Annotated in this window: 17 protein-coding genes; 3 read left to right on the top strand and 14 right to left on the bottom strand. The window is 40.3% G+C overall.

The genetic code is table 11. The features are described 5' to 3' along the window. Window positions 1–75: 75 nt before the first annotated feature. From flgL to HWV02_RS04595, 13 genes are all read right to left on the bottom strand, one after another. Entirely contained in the window at window positions 76–1,314 is a 1,239-nt protein-coding gene (gene flgL, locus HWV02_RS04655) for a flagellar hook-associated protein FlgL (RefSeq protein WP_211689828.1), read from the bottom strand. A 5-nt stretch (window positions 1,315–1,319) separates the two neighbouring features. Further along, entirely contained in the window at window positions 1,320–3,299 is a 1,980-nt protein-coding gene (locus HWV02_RS04650) for a flagellar basal body rod C-terminal domain-containing protein (protein ID WP_211689827.1), read from the bottom strand. Between the two features lie 99 nt (window positions 3,300–3,398). Then, entirely contained in the window at window positions 3,399–4,382 is a 984-nt protein-coding gene (flgJ, locus tag HWV02_RS04645) for a flagellar assembly peptidoglycan hydrolase FlgJ (protein ID WP_211689826.1), read from the bottom strand. A 296-nt stretch (window positions 4,383–4,678) separates the two neighbouring features. Next, window positions 4,679–5,812 carry a flagellar basal body P-ring protein FlgI gene (locus HWV02_RS04640; RefSeq protein ID WP_211689825.1) on the bottom strand — a complete coding sequence of 378 codons (1,134 nt, stop codon included), beginning with the start codon at window positions 5,810–5,812 and terminating at the stop codon, window positions 4,679–4,681. Between the two features lie 141 nt (window positions 5,813–5,953). Further along, on the bottom strand, window positions 5,954–6,709 hold the full coding sequence (locus HWV02_RS04635; protein WP_211678699.1) for a flagellar basal body L-ring protein FlgH: 756 nt from the start codon (window positions 6,707–6,709) through the stop codon (window positions 5,954–5,956). A gap of 47 nt (window positions 6,710–6,756) precedes the next feature. Beyond that, window positions 6,757–7,545 carry a flagellar basal-body rod protein FlgG gene (gene flgG / locus HWV02_RS04630; RefSeq protein WP_211678698.1) on the bottom strand — a complete coding sequence of 263 codons (789 nt, stop codon included), beginning with the start codon at window positions 7,543–7,545 and terminating at the stop codon, window positions 6,757–6,759. A 50-nt stretch (window positions 7,546–7,595) separates the two neighbouring features. Then, the gene (gene flgF, locus HWV02_RS04625; protein WP_211678696.1) at window positions 7,596–8,339 is read right to left on the bottom strand and encodes a flagellar basal-body rod protein FlgF; all 744 of its coding nucleotides are present in this window, start codon (window positions 8,337–8,339) and stop codon (window positions 7,596–7,598) included. Window positions 8,340–8,525: 186 nt separating this feature from the next. Next, on the bottom strand, window positions 8,526–9,833 hold the full coding sequence (flgE, locus tag HWV02_RS04620) for a flagellar hook protein FlgE (RefSeq protein ID WP_211689824.1): 1,308 nt from the start codon (window positions 9,831–9,833) through the stop codon (window positions 8,526–8,528). 21 nt (window positions 9,834–9,854) lie between these two features. Next, window positions 9,855–10,565 (bottom strand): flagellar hook assembly protein FlgD, encoded by a 711-nt coding sequence (locus HWV02_RS04615; protein WP_211678692.1) that lies wholly within the window; start codon window positions 10,563–10,565, stop codon window positions 9,855–9,857. A 16-nt stretch (window positions 10,566–10,581) separates the two neighbouring features. Beyond that, a complete protein-coding gene (gene flgC, locus HWV02_RS04610) occupies window positions 10,582–11,001 on the bottom strand; it encodes a flagellar basal body rod protein FlgC (protein ID WP_045111470.1) in 420 nt (139 codons plus the stop codon). A gap of 2 nt (window positions 11,002–11,003) precedes the next feature. Next, on the bottom strand, window positions 11,004–11,399 hold the full coding sequence (gene flgB, locus HWV02_RS04605) for a flagellar basal body rod protein FlgB (RefSeq protein ID WP_211678688.1): 396 nt from the start codon (window positions 11,397–11,399) through the stop codon (window positions 11,004–11,006). Between the two features lie 325 nt (window positions 11,400–11,724). Then, window positions 11,725–12,549 carry a protein-glutamate O-methyltransferase CheR gene (locus HWV02_RS04600; protein WP_211678686.1) on the bottom strand — a complete coding sequence of 275 codons (825 nt, stop codon included), beginning with the start codon at window positions 12,547–12,549 and terminating at the stop codon, window positions 11,725–11,727. A 54-nt stretch (window positions 12,550–12,603) separates the two neighbouring features. Continuing rightward, on the bottom strand, window positions 12,604–13,539 hold the full coding sequence (locus tag HWV02_RS04595) for a chemotaxis protein CheV (protein ID WP_211689823.1): 936 nt from the start codon (window positions 13,537–13,539) through the stop codon (window positions 12,604–12,606). 165 nt (window positions 13,540–13,704) lie between these two features. Between HWV02_RS04595 and flgA the strand changes: the two genes are divergently transcribed. From flgA to HWV02_RS04580, 3 genes are all read left to right on the top strand, one after another. Continuing rightward, window positions 13,705–14,406, top strand: a complete 702-nt coding sequence (gene flgA, locus HWV02_RS04590; RefSeq protein WP_211678683.1) for a flagellar basal body P-ring formation chaperone FlgA — start codon at window positions 13,705–13,707, stop codon at window positions 14,404–14,406. Window positions 14,407–14,479: 73 nt separating this feature from the next. Next, on the top strand, window positions 14,480–14,794 hold the full coding sequence (flgM, locus tag HWV02_RS04585; protein ID WP_211689822.1) for a flagellar biosynthesis anti-sigma factor FlgM: 315 nt from the start codon (window positions 14,480–14,482) through the stop codon (window positions 14,792–14,794). 18 nt (window positions 14,795–14,812) lie between these two features. After that, window positions 14,813–15,241 carry a flagella synthesis protein FlgN gene (locus tag HWV02_RS04580; protein WP_211689821.1) on the top strand — a complete coding sequence of 143 codons (429 nt, stop codon included), beginning with the start codon at window positions 14,813–14,815 and terminating at the stop codon, window positions 15,239–15,241. 26 nt (window positions 15,242–15,267) lie between these two features. Here HWV02_RS04580 and HWV02_RS04575 read toward each other — a convergent pair whose 3' ends face one another. Then, entirely contained in the window at window positions 15,268–16,635 is a 1,368-nt protein-coding gene (locus HWV02_RS04575) for an L-serine ammonia-lyase (RefSeq protein ID WP_211689820.1), read from the bottom strand. Between the last annotated feature and the right edge of the window lie 18 nt (window positions 16,636–16,653).

Raw genomic sequence — 16,653 nt, 5'->3', positions numbered from 1 at the left:
AATTCTATGTAAGTCGTGCTTAAGTTCCAGTCTATAAATTATTTATGTATTTAAAATAGCAAGTTGTGTGCCAACCTATGACACGGAGTTAAATAAACTTAAGTTATTGATTTTATTAAATGACTTATAACTCATCTCAAGAATGTTTTGCTCTTTCGTTAAGTCAGTCATTGCCGCGGCAAGATCTGCCTCGGTAAGAATTGCCATCGCTTCCTGATTAATAACCTTAAACGATTCATTTGACTCTGTTACACGTGTAATCGTGTTATTACGACCACCAAGCGTTGACATAGTAGACATCACTGAATTTTTAGCATTTTCAATACCAATTTGTGCATCCGCCATCCGCTCTCGAAATTCGGTATTTGATAATGAAGTATCCGTTAGTGCCGTTTTTAATGACTCGAGTGTGTTCAAAATATTGACATTATTCGGTGGCTCTAAAGATATATCGACACTACCCGGTGAAGCCCCTTGCGCCGTAATGTTGACACCATTAAAACGAATTCCCTTTTCTGAAGTGAAATTACCACTTTGAAGCACACTATTAGTACTATCTAAGATCTCAAAAGTATCACTTTTACCGGGAAGTAACGGCGCTATAACATTAAGCTTAAAGGTATTGTTTGCTGGGTTACTATGATCATAATTCTTGCCGTGGAAATTATCATATTCCCCTTGGTCTACGACTTCAGTCGTCACGGTCATGATATTACCGGTAAGATTACTGCTATTCGCGGTTAACCGAGCTGGGGCAGATTCAAACACTCGCTTGCCATTATCGCTCCCCTTAATATAGACATTGGTCGCGATTTGAATATCATTATCTTGTTCATTACCACGATAAGTATATTCTCCCGTTTGATCATCTTTGACATACGCTTGTAGATGCGACGCAGTACCAGAAAAAATAAAATCGCCACTGGCATTTTTACTATTTACTAAACTGAATACTTCTTTTTGTACTTGGTCTATTTCTAACGAAATGGCATATCTATCTTGCGAATCAACGGAACCATTAAGCGCACGAACCGAAAGCACCCGTCCACGTTCCATCGCAATATGTAAGTTATTGAGTGTTGACTCTTCTAAGCCTAATGTACTTTTCAGCATCAACCCATTGGTTTGGTATTGGGTATTTTTTTTGATTTCATCATTCAGGTAACTCGATTTCGCTATTTCAGCTGGTGCATCACCCGAAGTACGAAACTTTTCTTGAGAGGTGACTTGCGAATGTGCCGTATTCAAGCGCTTTTGTGTTTGCGACATGTCTTGCATCGAGCGAGAAAATATTTGGTTATTGGTTAATCGCATCTTAGTTACCTCGCTGCATTCAGAATGGTATCGAATATTTTTTGGGAAATACTCACCACTTGTGCGGATGCATTGTAAGCCTGTTCATATCGCACCATATTTGCAGCCTCTTCATCAAGATTAACTCCAGACACACTTTCAATCCAATTACGGCTTTGCACTAATTTCGCTTCATTTGCAGCTGAATCAACGCGTGCGGCACGGGTTTTATTACCAACCGTTGAGATCATGGTTGAAATACCCTCCGCAAACGTCATCTGGTTTTCACCATTGTTTTTATGATTTTTACGTAATTTGGCGTCATTTTCTAAGCCCGCTAGTTTTAAACCATTACTGTTATCTGCAATGGCGTCACGGTTGTAAGCTAATGTGAAAATTTCGCCAGGATTTGGTTTACCATCCATTTTAATTTCATAACCCACGCCCGGATTTAAAGGTGGAATAGCATTAGCAAATAAATCCTGTCCATTCAATGCGCCAGAACTGGTGGCCATATAACTGCCATTACCATCATAAATATCAAAATCACCGCTGTTATTCACCGAGATCTGTTGTGGTGCCGTGATATTTAAATCGTTATTTGTAAAAGAGAGAGTTGAATCCGATATCTCCGTAACGGAAATTCGGCTCATTGTCGTATTAGTCGGCCCTGTCTTTGCTCGCAAGATCGAGGCTAACGCAATATCTTCAGGCTGAGAACGTGTTACGTCATAATCGTTAAGATTAAATAACGTTGGGCTCATTAAAAATTTATCACCGTTTTGAAAGCCACCCGCAGCTGCAGAAAAATCAATTTCAAAACCATGATCAGTGACTTCGACAGGTCCTGGGTAAGCACCATTAATCGCCAGCGGATTCGCACTGCGCTCACCATTTTTAATTTCATAAACATCGAAACTCATCGAGCTGGTCATCGATACTTGATATTGACTGGTTGTTAACGAACTCCCCTCGCCAGCGATTAGTTGAGTTGTGATCACATGCGCAGGATTAGAGTTACCTGAATAATGTTTTGCTTGTGTTGACGGTACTGTGTATATCTCTTTACCCATTTTGCCATTCAAGTCTAAGCCCATTCTGTTTTGAGTGTTCACAGCATCAGCAATACCAAGGCTTAATTGGCCTATCTCTCGTAACGATGAATTAATGGTTTTATCGCGGAATTCTATCAATGCGCCAATACGTCCACCAAGCTCAATATCTTGTAGCGGCATGGTATTTTTATCAATTTTTAAGACCAGCTCCATATTGCTGGGATCGGGATCACCACCAACCGCTTGGAACTGACTTACACTGTTTTGCATCACTAACGGTTGCCCGTTCAGCAAATTAATTGAAACGCTTTTGTTGTCATTCACAATCGTTGATATGTCGAGTTCTTTTGCCAGCGCTTCGATCGTAACATCACGCTGATCAAGTAACGTGCCAGAAGCACCTCGTGAGGTATTTTCCGCAATCATCACCTGCTTATTAAACCCTTCGACTTCTTTAATCAAAGAGTTAAGTAACGCTGGTTTCTCTATAAGTTCACTGTTTACTGTTCTTGCTTGATTATTTAACTGCTCACCAACATTACGGAAACCGGCAGCCAACGTTTGCGCATCGGCAATCACTAATTGACGATTTGAAATCGACGTTGGATCATCATTGGCAGTATGAAAAGATTCAAATAATTGCGAAACACCTGAGCTCATATTATTAGATTCATCAGAAAGGACTTGGTCTGTACGCGTGATTTCAGCAAGCAATTTTTCTTTATTACTAAAAGCACTGCTATCAATTAATAATTCAGCTTGCGCAAATTTATTAACTTCACGACCAGTAACAGAACGAGCAAGGCCCATGTTATCTGTTTGTGAGTTATGCAGGGTGCGCTGACGGCTATATCCATCCGTATTAACATTCGAAATGTTATTACCTGTGGTATTAAGCATTTGCTGGTGACCTAAAACACCAGACGTGCCTATTTGTAATAAATTTGCCATCAGATTACTGCTCCAACCATCAGATCATCACTCCAAAATAGATTATCTGTATTTCTTTATATTCAGTTATAACTTATTCAGTTACTCAACTAAGCAAGGCTATTTAAATGCATCATGTTTCATGACGTTTTGTATTTTCGCTGCATAGTTAGGATCTGTTGCATAACCCGCATTCTGTAAACCATTCAAGAACTGTGCCGAGTCTGCAGAATTACGTAATGCCTCACTGTAACGATCGCCTGATTGCAAGAAATCAGCAAAATCATTAAAGCTCGACTGAAAGTTTTGGTAACTTCTAAATTGATGTTTTTCACGTTTAGCCACACCGTCGGTAAACTCTAGGGTATCCACACTTGCTGTCGGACCTTCCCAACGTTTATCTGCTTTAATATTGAATAAGTTGTATGAGCTATCACCTTTATTATCAGTCGATACCTTCTTGCCCCAGCCCGTTTCTAACGCTGCTTGAGCAAGTAATACATCCGGAGAGACATTTAAGCGCTTAGCCACCGAGTCCGCAAAAGGCGCTAATGCAACAACGAACTCTTCAGGGCTGTTGAATTGTACCTGGCTAGGCTTTTCAGCCGTGGGTAATGTAGTATTCGCTTGCTTCCCATCAGCAATAGGACTCCGCTCTTTGTCAATAGTCGGGACTGTAGCAGCGTCTTTATCTTCTATTAACCCTTTATCTACAGCCTTAGTGGCTTGTAAGTTTTGCAATGGGTTACTATCCCCTTGCAGTGACGAGGCTGGCATATAATTGCCGCCATTATTCGACAACTGCTTAACGATAACATCCGCTAAACCCATACTGCCTGATTGGCTCATATCCGCTGCCATTTGCTTATCTTGCATATCACGATAAAACTGGGTGTAGTTGTTATTCATTGGACTTTCGGTTTCAAATGCAGTATTCGCGTCACGCATGCTTTTCATCAGCATATTGGTAAACAAAGACTCAAACTGCTTTGCGACTTCTTTCAATGCAGCTTCATCATTATTCAGCGCGCTTTTACGCAAAGAATCCAGATTATGTGTATCTAAGACGTTACTGCTTACATTTGTTTTAAATGAATTATCCATACCCAGCCCGTTACTATTTTCGATAGTTATTATTTTCGATAGTTATTATTTGTCAGTTATTCGAATTACTGACTTAATGATTGAAAGCTACTGCCATTTATCCGGCACTGTTCAAAGCAATATAATCAATGACTTAAAATTAAAAAATGTATTAACTTCAACCTTTATACATAACACTGCAATTCTTAAACCAACTCTGATAATAGAATGAAATAGATACAAAAAAGCGCTATAGCCAATCACTGGTTATAGCGCTCATAAAATAAATCATAGCGTGCTTAATTAGCTTCACGCCATTAAATGATAATTAGCTGCCCATCTAATGCACCCGCATCTTTAAGCGCTTCTAAAATTGACATTAAATCACCCGGCGCGATACCAACCTGATTGACCGCGCGGATCAAATCATCAAGTGTCGCACCTGCATCAAGTTTAAACATACGTGCATCTTCTTGAGTCACATTAATGGTCGACTTATTAGTAACCACAGTTTCACCATTGGCGAAAGCGTTGGGTTGTGAGACGTCTTGGGTTTCATCAATGGTTACCGTTAATCCACCATGAGTAATTGCAGCTGGTTTTAGCCTGACGTTTTGACCAATAACAATAGTACCGGTACGTGAGTTAACAATAATTTTAGCTGATTCATCCGCCATTTTTAATTCAAGATTTTCTAATGTCGCTAAATAAGCAACACGTTGGGAAATATCACGAGGAGCAAGTACCCGCACTGACGTCGCGTCCATTGGATAAGCTGTATTAGGACCGACAAGATTATTAATTGAGTCAGCAAGACGTTTCGCGTTAGAAAAATCGCCACGGTGTAAATTAAATGTGAGAAAATCACCATCGCCAAATGGATTCGCGACTTCCTTTTCAACAATAGCGCCACTGCTGATACGACCGACGGTAGGCGTATTAATTATCACCTTTGAACCATCTTTCCCCTCGACGCCAAGGCCACCTACAACAAGACTACCTTGTGCTAACGCATACACTTGTCCATCAGCACCTTTCAGGAAGGTCTGCAATAATAAACCACCGCGTAAACTTTTCGCTTCACCGATTGCAGCAACCGTGACATCAATCGTTTGACCAGGTTTCGTGAATGCGGGTAATACCGCACTCACCGCAACGGCCGCGACATTTTTAATTTTAACTTTCGCGCCTTCAGGCATGGTGATACCAAAATTATTCAACATAGTTTTAAAACTTTGCGCTGAAAACGCATTACTTTTTTCACCTGTACCTGGTAAACCGACCACTAAACCATAACCGATTAATTGGTTATCACGAACCCCTTGCACAGAACTTATATCTTTAATTCGCGCTGCATGTGCAGTATTGATCGTAACAACAAAAAAGCTTAACAAGACAATGCTCATGCCGAATAAGAAATGTAGTCGTTTAATCCGAGTTGATAGTTTCATCTAAATAACCTGTGCTATAAGAATTGTCATTATTTTGGTTTATACAGCTTACTGCCAAAATTATGACAACCGCGAAATAATGGGCGTTATAGAGCTAAAAGCAATTGTCATACCAAGATGTTATTTACAGATTGGCTCAGATTAAAAAGGCCATTTATTACCATTCAGGAATTTAGTTGCCCAGCCTTGTACTTGCGCTTCCCCCAAATCATCAATTGCGCCATATTGAATACGCGCATTCGCGATCAAAGAAGAATTCACTTTATTATCAGCGTCGACATCTTGTGGGCGTAATAAGCCAGTAAGACGAATATACTCACTCCCATTATTCAGCATGAGCCACTTCTCACCACGAATAACTAAGTTATTATTAGGTAACACACGCACGACGGTAACAGAGATATTACCTTCTAAACTGTTGCTCTGATCGGCAGAACCATTTCCAGAAAAAGAACTCGTTTGATTTAAACTACCTTCAATCGTATAACCGCTAATAGTCACCTCGTCACCGCCAAGCTTGATAGGGTCTAATTCAAACGAGTTATCTTTACCTAGGTTTGAGCTAGCTTTCTTTTTAGCACTAGTTGACTCTGTCAATGTAACAGTAATGATGTCACCGACACGACGTGCTTTAATATCCGAGAAAATATTATTATTGTATTGTGGATTAAATAACGATCCCGTTACTTTCGCTTGTACAGGGTTATCATCGGGTACAATCGGTGCATAATCAGGTGAGTCTTGCTGTGGCGTGTCGTTCACATCAGCTGGTTCTTCCACATCTTCGGTTTTGGTCGAGTCTGTATTTTTAGCGACCATGTTATCTTTTACTTTAACCAAAGACGAGCAACCAGCTAGCTGGATAAAAACAAACAAAGCAAGGATAAGATTACGCATTATATTTCTCGATGTTATTAATGAATGTTTAACGACTAACCGTTAAATTATAACTGTTGATTGGTATAACTTAACATTTCATCAACCGCTGAGATTACTTTTGAATTCATCTCATATACACGTTGGCTTTCAATCAGATTTACTAATTCTTCCGTCACGTTTACATTCGATGTTTCAATCGCACCTTGCACTAATTTACCCAGACCTTCATTACTTGGAAGACCTTGTACTGGATCACCACTCGCACCTGTTTGAATATACATGTTTTGTCCAATTGGCTGTAAACCACCTGGGTTAACAAAGTCTGAAATATTAATCTGGCCAACGGTTTGATTGTTTGTCTGACCCGGTAAACTTACCGAGACTTCGCCATCTTCCGAAACGGTAACAGTTTGTGCATCTGCAGGTATTTGGATCTGCGGCTGCAATGGATAACCCGTGCCAGGTGTCACGATAATCCCTTCATCATTTAAAGTGAATTGACCGTTACGAGTATATGACGTAGTACCATCAGGCATTTCCACCTCGAAAAAACCACGACCACTGACCATTAAATCCAGCGAGTTATCAGTCGTTAACATATTACCTTGAGAATGATCTTTTTGGGTCGCAACAACCCGAGCACCCGAACCAACCATTAAGCCAGACGGTAGTTTGGTATTTTGCGATGATTGACCACCCGGTTGATTTACCGCTTGGTACAATAAATCTTCAAAGATAGCGCGTTCTTTCTTAAAACCAACCGTGCTGGCATTGGCTAAGTTATTTGAAATGGTTGAGATATTCGTTTGCTGTGCTTCTAAACCGGTTTTACTTATCCATAATGCAGGATTCATAACACTTTCCTCATCTAATTTATACTTTATGTAAACTCATCAACGAACAATTAATTCACTCGTAATAGTGAGTCTGATGCTTTGTCATTTTCTTCTGCTGTTTTCATCATTTTTATCTGCATTTCAAATTGACGTTGCAAATTAATCATTCCTGTGAGTTCACTAACAGCACTAACATTACTGGTTTCTAACGCGCCACCTGCTACTTGGACATTTACATCAACGGCGGCGGGAGTACCATCCGCTTGTCGAAACATACCATCATAGCCTTTCACTAAATTTCGAACATCGGGATTAACCAGTTTCAATTGGTCTACTTCTTCCAAGGCATTTGCCGGTGCCCCCTGAGGACGAATCTCGATACGACCATCAGCATGGATTTTTATTTGTTCCACAGGTGTTGGAATAATAATAGGACCACCTTCACCAAGTACTGGGCGCCCTGATGATGTCAATAATTCACCAGTAGGACTCATGTGTAAGCTACCACTGCGGGTATAACTTTCCTTGTTCTTATCATCCAGCACACTTAACCAACCATCACCTTGGATCGCAACATCGAGTGCATTACCCGTTTGTTGTAGTCCTCCAGCAGTAAAATCCTGCCCCGGACTTTCGGTAATAGCAAATACACGGGTTGGTAGGCCTTCACCAAACGCTTGCATTGAACGCGCTTGTTCAAAATCAGCCTTAAAACCATGTGTATTCACATTGGCGATATTATTGGCACGAACAGCCAATGCATTCATATTTTCTTTGGCACCCGACATAGAGATATAAAGCATATTGTCCATTCGTCAATCCTCTGTCACTTTTCGTTGAAATCGTTAATTACCCGTCTAATATCAGTAATAAAGCAATTAAAGTGCCAAAATTAAAAAGCCACCCTAAATAGGATGGCTTTTTATCAATAATCTATCTTTTCGATAAATTATATGTCGAATAATTCCGCTTGCTATATGGCTTACTCGCCCGTTACATTAACGGATCTGTAATACTGTATCTTGTAATTTCGAGTTAACCTCTAACGTTCTTGAATTGGCTTGGTAGTTACGTTGTGCCGTAATTAAGTTAACAAGTTCACTGGTCAAGTTTACATTAGACTGTTCTAGTGCCGATGAATTAATTTTACCAAAGGTACCTGAGTTGGCTTCGCCAGCAATCGCATTGCCCGAAAGTTGTGATGCACGCCAGCCCGTATCCCCCGTCTGACTCAAGCCTTGTTCATTGGCAAACTTAGCCATCGCAATCATACCCAACTTGTCATTACGACCATTACTGTAGCTCGCCGCAACCATACCATCCGGGCCAATATCAATCCCCGTTAATCGACCCACAGTCGCCCCGTCTTGCTCAAGCTTAGAAACTTCAAATGCAGACGCAAACTGAGTCGGGTTATTGATATTAAGTTTAATCGTCTGAGTGGTATCCGCACCATTAGTTAAAATAGCGCCTAGTGGCAAGGTCTCTGCGATCGCAGGGAGTTGCTGTTGCAATAGTCCTGATGAATCAAACGTCATTCGCATCGCGGTCGGTTTTATTGGTGTTCCCGGAGCCGATGCAACAGCCTGACCACCAACAATATTAAGAGGTTGATCATCCACATAGTTAAACTCTAACCAAGAGTTTGCTGGTGCCCCCGCAGAGCCATCTTTTACGTAATAAGTTGATAAGGTATGTGATTCACCTAACGAATCATAAATAGAAACAGACGTCGCAGAGGTATAAGTGCCACTGTCTGCGGGATCAAATTTCAATGGGTCTAATCCTGGTGATGTCGCCGGCAAATTCATCGTCATATCAACATTGCGCGTTGACTCAGGCACACCTGCTGTATCCGGGATTTGTAGCGGTTTGGTTGACGCCATACTCACCGCTTTTGGTGATCCATCGTCATTGACGTCATAAACTTGCAGATAATTACCCGCTGAATTAGTCACAAAACTATTTGCATCAAGCTTAAAGGCACCTGCACGCGTATAATTACGGTCCATAGACTCAAGTCCATCAGACATAACGAAGAAACCATTACCGTTAATCGCCAAATCAAGTGAGTTATCGGTAAAGTTCAAACTACCTTGTTGGAACTGCTGTGCAACATGAGCCGTTGCCACACCGTTACCAACAGACGTTTTTGCATTTGAGAAAATCGATGTTGCATAAACATCACCAAACTCGGCGCGAGACTCTTTAAAACCCGTGGTGTTAACGTTAGCAATATTATTTGCCGTTGTATTAAGGTCTTTCTGAGCAGCGTTAATCCCACTCAAGGCGATGTTAAATGACATAAGATTTCCTTATTCAATAAATTAGTAAGTTTTAGCTGCAACTTCTGTTGCTTCGCTCAGAGGAAGACTACCCATACCTTTCAAGTTCAGCATAATACCGTTACCTGTATTACCAATATTAACACTTTCGACATGCTGGAAACTTGAGATTTTAAGGTCTTGTGCATTGCCGTCTATCGATGCAGATGCTTTTAAGCGGTAACTTCCTTCCGCCACTTTCTTGCCGTTCATGTCTGTACCATCCCAATTAAAGGCAATAGCACCACTTTTTTGTTCACCCATATCGAGCACTTTAACAACTTCACCAACTTGATTGGCAATTTGTAAACGCAAATTTGGTGCGCTCTGTGGTAATTCAATACGACCAGATACATCCTCACCTCCAGACAAAAATGCTGACGATGCAGGGGCCAATACTTTAGTACCGACCAGACTCGATGCCTGCAGCGCTTGGTTTGAGCTCATGATCGTATTTAGCTGCTCAAACTTGCTATCCATATTAGAAATACCATCAGCAGTAGTAAATGACGCCATTTGCGCCACCATGTCTGAGTTTTCTACCGGTTTGAACGGATCTTGATAAGCCAATTCTTGTGTAAGTAACGAGAAAAAGTCTTCTTGACCTAGCTCTTTGCGGGTAGTTTCTGCCGCTTGCTCTGCCGCATCTTTTTTTTCTGCTTTAAACTGACTGCTGAAGTCAGCTATATTATTACTGTTATTAATTGTCGTCACAGCCAAATACCCTCTATTAACCTTGACCTAACGTTAATGTCTTATTCAACATTTGTTTAGCAGAATCAGCTATTTGCACGTTAGTTTGGTATGAACGAGATGCGCTAATCATGTTTGCCATCTCTTCCATTACGTTTACATTCGGACGATATACATAGCCATTTTCGTCAGCTAATGGATGATTTGGATTAAATTCATTAACTAATGGCGCATCACTTTCTACAATCCCTGCAACATTCACGCCAACTGCTTCATTTTGCGCAGCATTAGCTTGATCAAATTGTGCTTGGAAAATAGGATAACGCGCTTTATAGGTCTCACCGGCGCTACTACTCACACTATTCGCGTTAGCAAGGTTACTCGCGGTTGTATTTAAACGAACCGATTGTGCACTCATTGCCGAACCGGCAACGTCAAAGACTCGAAATAAACTCATAATTATTGTCCTTTAATTGCCTTGCGCATAGTTTGAATTTTACTGCTTAAAAATGACAGTGATGCCTGATATTCCATGCTGTTTTGCATAAAGCTAGCACGCTCAGTTTGTACATCAACTGTATTACCGTCACCAGTATCGGGTTGATTCGGAATTCTATATTGAAGATCAGACGCCATATCCCTGCCGCCTGATATATGACGTTCACTGGTTTTTGATAAGTTAAAACTGCTGCCCTGGGTCGCACTAGCAAGTGCATCCTTAAAGCTTAAGTCTTTCGCTTTAAACCCTGGCGTGTCTGCATTAGCAATATTACTGGCTAATACCTCTGCACGACGCTCTCTTACGCCAACAGAATATTGGTGTATACCCAATGCATTATCAAAATTAATAGCCATGAACGCCTCCTATAACATTTATATCGTAATCAATCGCAGGATAATTACGATGATACAAATGATGAAAGCAACATATGTGCCAAAATAGGTAATTAGAGATTCGCTTTATTTAACCCATAAATCAAAAAATAAATAACAACCTTAAAATCAGTACCTTAAGCTTGTATCAAGGTGGTTTTTATGAACGTTATAATTTAAAGGCATGAGGGAAATACAGGAGGCTATCTAAAGATAAACTGTTAAATCAATTTTTTGACGGTTTATGGCGATCAATTATAGCCAATAAACGAACATCCATGTTCAAGCCGTAACCGTTACAAATAAACTATTTTAACCTATAGACTATCCCTGGGTTACAACGGACCATTTCAAACTTATCCGTTAACCCAGTCAAGGATTCTGATGCGCCTAAGAAGAGGTACCCACCCGGCTTTAATGATCCTGCAAATTGATTAAGGATCTGACTTTTAATCTTTGGGGAAAAGTAAATCAGTACATTACGACAAAAAATAATATCGAACTTACCGAGCAAAGCATAGCTTTCCAATAAATTGATTTCACGAAATGTCGTTAACTGCTGCACGTCACGATTCACCTGCATTTTATCATCAGGTAGTGTCGTGAAAAACTGACGCTTACGTTCAGGAGACAGGCCCCTGCCAAGAGCCAAGCGATCATAAACACCATCTTTACAATGCTTAATCATAGTTGGGGATATATCCGTACCGACAATTTGTACATTAGGCTTCACTAAACGCTTAATCTTTTCTTGCGTTTCAATCGCAGACATTGCTATTGAAAACGGTTCTTGTCCAGATGAAGAGGCGGCAGACCAGATCTTAATTGGCTGACCTTTATTCATAAATTCAGGCAAGATCTGAGCCTGTAAATACTCAAACGGGTAAACATCACGAAACCACAACGTTTCATTAGTGGTCATCGCATCAATAACATCATTACGTAAATCACGCGCTAACATAGTCATCGATTTTTGTACTAGTTCAGTTAAACTCGTCATTTTATGCTTTGCCAATAGTGGCAATAAGCGACTTTTAACTAAATATTGTTTATTTTGCCCTAATACAATACCACACTGAATTTCAAGAAATTCACTAAAACGGGTATAAACTTCATTTGACAATGTTTGCACTATTTTTTACTCAACTTTCTATATGAAAATACATTTATTCAATACAACTATTCCCTAGCTAGGGTCTGCTGCTTTTAATGCTTTTAAAACCGCACCCGCAAGTTCATCGGGATTAAATTTTGCGATAAAATCGTTTGCGCCAACTTTAGTTACCATCGCCTGATTAAACACACCACTTAACGACGTATGTAAAATAATATATAAACCATTCAATGATTGATCATTTCTCACTTCTGCAGTGAGTGTATAACCATCCATTTCTGGCATCTCAATATCTGAGATCATCAACGCGATTTGGTCGGTAATTGGGCCATTGGCAGCCATTTCACGAAGTTTATTTAACCCGTCTCGACCATCTTTAGCTAATACAATCTTAAAGCCAAGGTCAGAGACTGCCTTCTTAATCTGATTACGTGCAACACTTGAATCATCTACAACAAGAATCACTTTCTCTATTTCTTTCGTATCAATTTGTGTTGCCGTTTCAAGTATTCCTTCACTAACTTCCATTTTCACTGGCGCCACTTCATGCAGGATTTTCTCCACATCTAAGACTTCAACAAGTTCTTTATCAACTTCTGTCACAGCCGTTAAATAGCTAAATCGACCTGTACCTTTTGGCGGGGGTAAAATAGCTTCCCAGTTAATGTTGATAATACGTTCAACACTCGAGACTAAAAAGCCCTGTACTGAACGATTATATTCAGAAATAATGATGAATGCCTTACTTAGATCCTCAATTGGACGACCACCAGTGGCTAAGCTTAAATCAATCACAGAGATCGTTTTTCCACGTATATGAGCAACGCCACGCACTACACTATGAAGCTTAGGCAGAGTCGTTAATGGCGGACATTGTAATACTTCTTTTACTTTAAATACATTGATACCAAAACGCTGACGCCCGTTTAAACGGAACATAAGTAATTCTAGACGGTTTTGTCCGACCAACTGTGTCCGTTGATTGACCGTATCGAGTAATCCTGCCATTATTCATCCTTAGGTAAATGTTGCTTATTTTCAACATGGCTTAAATATTGCTTACCACTGTATTATTCATTTATATTTGTTGTTTACAGTATAAAACAGTCAAAAGTTTGGCTCTTAAATCACTTTATACGTAACCGTTAATCTTATATCGGCTTAGAAACCTAAATGCTTAAATATATTTTTTCATTGTTGTTTTTCTATTGTTTTAGTTTGGTGAGTTATTTACCACTTGCGAACGCAACAACAGATCAACATCATGTTATTGAAGAGTTTGCAGAATCTTTTATCAAAGCGCAACTACCTAGCTCTCAGAATGAAAGAGTAAGTATAGAAGTAACAAAAATTGACCGCAGAATAACAGTAACTCAGTGTGAAGGTAATATGTCTGCAGAGTTAGTTGGTAATAAAAGCTTACAACGCTCCGCGACAGTAAGAATACGTTGCAAGCGTGCTGATGGCTGGCAACTCTACGTACCAATAAAGATTATTCGACTAGTACCCGTGGTGGTTAGCAATCGACCTTTATCAAAAGGTAGCCGATTAACGAAAAACAATACTAAAATAGAATATATGAACCGTTTATTATTACGCTCAGGTTATATTTCGGATTTGACTTTTGTTAATAGAGCACGCTTAAAGAGACCACTCTCGGCTGAACAAATGATCTCAACACGAGATATATGTCTTGTGTGTAAAGGTGAAAGCGTTACAATTACCAGTTCAGTGGGCAATCTAACCGTAAAAACTGATGGTGTAGCATTGGCTAACGGTATTTTGGGTGAAAAAATCAAGGTGCGTAATAGTAAATCGAAACGAACTGTTTCGGGTATTGTCCAAGCAGCAGGTATTATCCAAATAAACTATTAAATTTTGCTAAAGTTTTATTGTCATAAGTCGATAATCTTTTAGTACACCTGTTTACAATTCAATAGGTAGAAAAATGGCCATAAATTTAACCAATTTAAATAACCGTAGTCACCAGCTAGATCAAGCAAGAAGTGCGCAGCAAAAAACCAGTGTTCAAAATGGTAATCCGGCTCAAACTTCACCGCAACGTATAGCACAAGGCGACTCTGTTAACATTACATCACAAGCCAAAAGTTTGACCGCTATGGAACATGATTTAGCTCAAGGTACACCTGTTAACACATCGAAAGTCGAAAGTTTGAAAAAGGCCATTGCTGATGGTAGCTATCAAGTTGATGCGAATAAATTAGCAAAGAATATGTCTAACTTCGAATCTTTACTTGCATAACCGAGTACCGTAACAGAGATGACAATAAAAGCATTGCCCGAATTACTCGTTTTACAGGTATCTTATGTAGAACAATTACTGGCTCTACTGACAGCTGAAAAATCAGCGTTAGAGTCACGCGACGTCACGGCACTAGAAAAGCTCAGTCAAGATAAGCAACAAAAAATAACCCAAATTGCCGAACTCGATGTCAAAATCAACCAGCACCCTGATGTTGCAGAATTACTCTCTACCTACTTATCTCAAAAACAACAAATTGAAACAGAACTCACTCAATGCCAAGAATTGAATGACGTTAACGGTAAGTTGATTGAACTCAATCTGCGTAATTGCAAACGATTAACTGATACCATCATCCGTAGTCGCTCACGTAATAATATTACCTATGATAAGTTAGGCCGTACTCGCGGATCATCTTCGAGCCTAGGTTTAACATTCAAATCCTGAACCAGCGCCTTACTCTTATATTTGAGTTAACAAACCGTCACATTAATTGCTAAACCGCCTTTCGATGTCTCTTTATATTTATTCTTCATATCATCCCCTGTGGCTTTCATTGTTTTAATCACCTGATCAAGCGATACCTTATGGTCTCCAGCTCCCATACGCGCCATACGTGATGCATTAATCGCTTTCACCGCACCAATGGCATTACGTTCAATACAAGGAATCTGAACCAAACCAGCAATCGGATCACAAGTCAGCCCCAAGTTATGCTCCATGCCGATTTCGGCGGCGTGCTCGATTTGCTCTAGTGTCCCGCCTCTTATTGCCGTCAAGCCTGCAGCGGCCATAGAGCAAGCAACACCGACCTCGCCCTGGCACCCCACTTCAGCGCCAGAAATAGAGGCATTTTTCTTATATAAAGTCCCAATTGCGGCACAGGTTAATAGGTAAATTTTTATTTTATCTTCTGTTAACGGGCTAACGAACTGATCATAAAAATACATCACGGCAGGAATAATACCGGCAGCACCATTGGTCGGCGCCGTAACAACACGTCCACCAGCCGCATTTTCTTCATTCACGGCCATCGCATACATATTAACAAAGTCCATGCCGTGAAACGTATCATCTTTGGCATCTGGCGCCTGTAATCGCTGGTATAACCCAGGTGCACGGCGGCGAACCTTTAAACCTCCGGGTAAAATGCCTTCTTTACGACAACCTCGATGGATACAATCAACCATGATGCTATGCAACTGTAATAGCTTTTTGTTGATGACATCATCGGGATTTAATTGGCGCTCATTTTCATACATCAGCTTGGCAATAGATAACCCGTGTAATCGACAAATAGAGAGGAGTTCATCAGCACTATCAAATTTATATTTTGGCGGTATCTTGGCATTCTCTTCCAATGGCTGTTCGATGTGATCATGGTCGAGAATAAAACCACCGCCAATTGAATAATACGTCTTACTCAATACAATATTATCTTGGCTTAAGGCTGTTATCGTCATCCCATTACTGTGATAAGACAAGGTTTTACGCTGGTGCAGTATGATGTTTTCAGCACGCGTAAAAGGCACAAATCCAATCTCGTTCAAGTCAATGCCTTGTTGTGCCTCTATTTTCGTTAATATTGCGGGCACCAGCTCAGAGTCGATCTTGTCTGGTTCATAACCTGCTAACCCCAAAATAACCGCGACATCACTGCCATGACCAACACCCGTCTGTCCTAACGAACCAAAGAGTGCAGCGTTAATACCTAAAATAGGTTCACTATTATCGAGTGCTTTAAGCTGTTGTAAGAAATCAAATGCTGCGCGCATAGGACCTACAGTGTGTGAGCTCGATGGCCCAATACCAATACTAAACATATCAAAGGTACTGATCATAAAATACTCCCTGATTAA

Origin of the sequence: Moritella sp. 28 (assembly GCF_018219435.1) — a bacterium.
Lineage (GTDB): Bacteria > Pseudomonadota > Gammaproteobacteria > Enterobacterales > Moritellaceae > Moritella.
The sequence above is the reverse complement of the archived record's forward strand: the minus strand, read 5'-3'. Positions and strand labels throughout refer to the sequence as shown.

Bases quoted from the DNA above. Each gene is read 5' to 3' on its own strand.
- flgL (WP_211689828.1), bottom strand. From the start codon at position 1,314: ATGCGATTAACCAATAACCAAATATTTTCTCGCTCGATGCAAGACATG.
- HWV02_RS04650 (WP_211689827.1), bottom strand. From the start codon at position 3,299: ATGGCAAATTTATTACAAATAGGCACGTCTGGTGTTTTAGGTCACCAG.
- flgJ (WP_211689826.1), bottom strand. From the start codon at position 4,382: ATGGATAATTCATTTAAAACAAATGTAAGCAGTAACGTCTTAGATACA.
- HWV02_RS04640 (WP_211689825.1), bottom strand. From the start codon at position 5,812: ATGAAACTATCAACTCGGATTAAACGACTACATTTCTTATTCGGCATG.
- HWV02_RS04635 (WP_211678699.1), bottom strand. From the start codon at position 6,709: ATGCGTAATCTTATCCTTGCTTTGTTTGTTTTTATCCAGCTAGCTGGT.
- flgG (WP_211678698.1), bottom strand. From the start codon at position 7,545: ATGAATCCTGCATTATGGATAAGTAAAACCGGTTTAGAAGCACAGCAA.
- flgF (WP_211678696.1), bottom strand. From the start codon at position 8,339: ATGGACAATATGCTTTATATCTCTATGTCGGGTGCCAAAGAAAATATG.
- flgE (WP_211689824.1), bottom strand. From the start codon at position 9,833: ATGTCATTTAACATCGCCTTGAGTGGGATTAACGCTGCTCAGAAAGAC.
- flgC (WP_045111470.1), bottom strand. From the start codon at position 11,001: ATGAGTTTATTTCGAGTCTTTGACGTTGCCGGTTCGGCAATGAGTGCA.
- flgB (WP_211678688.1), bottom strand. From the start codon at position 11,399: ATGGCTATTAATTTTGATAATGCATTGGGTATACACCAATATTCTGTT.
- HWV02_RS04595 (WP_211689823.1), bottom strand. From the start codon at position 13,539: ATGGCAGGATTACTCGATACGGTCAATCAACGGACACAGTTGGTCGGA.
- flgA (WP_211678683.1), top strand. From the start codon at position 13,705: ATGCTTAAATATATTTTTTCATTGTTGTTTTTCTATTGTTTTAGTTTG.
- flgM (WP_211689822.1), top strand. From the start codon at position 14,480: ATGGCCATAAATTTAACCAATTTAAATAACCGTAGTCACCAGCTAGAT.
- HWV02_RS04580 (WP_211689821.1), top strand. From the start codon at position 14,813: ATGACAATAAAAGCATTGCCCGAATTACTCGTTTTACAGGTATCTTAT.
- HWV02_RS04575 (WP_211689820.1), bottom strand. From the start codon at position 16,635: ATGATCAGTACCTTTGATATGTTTAGTATTGGTATTGGGCCATCGAGC.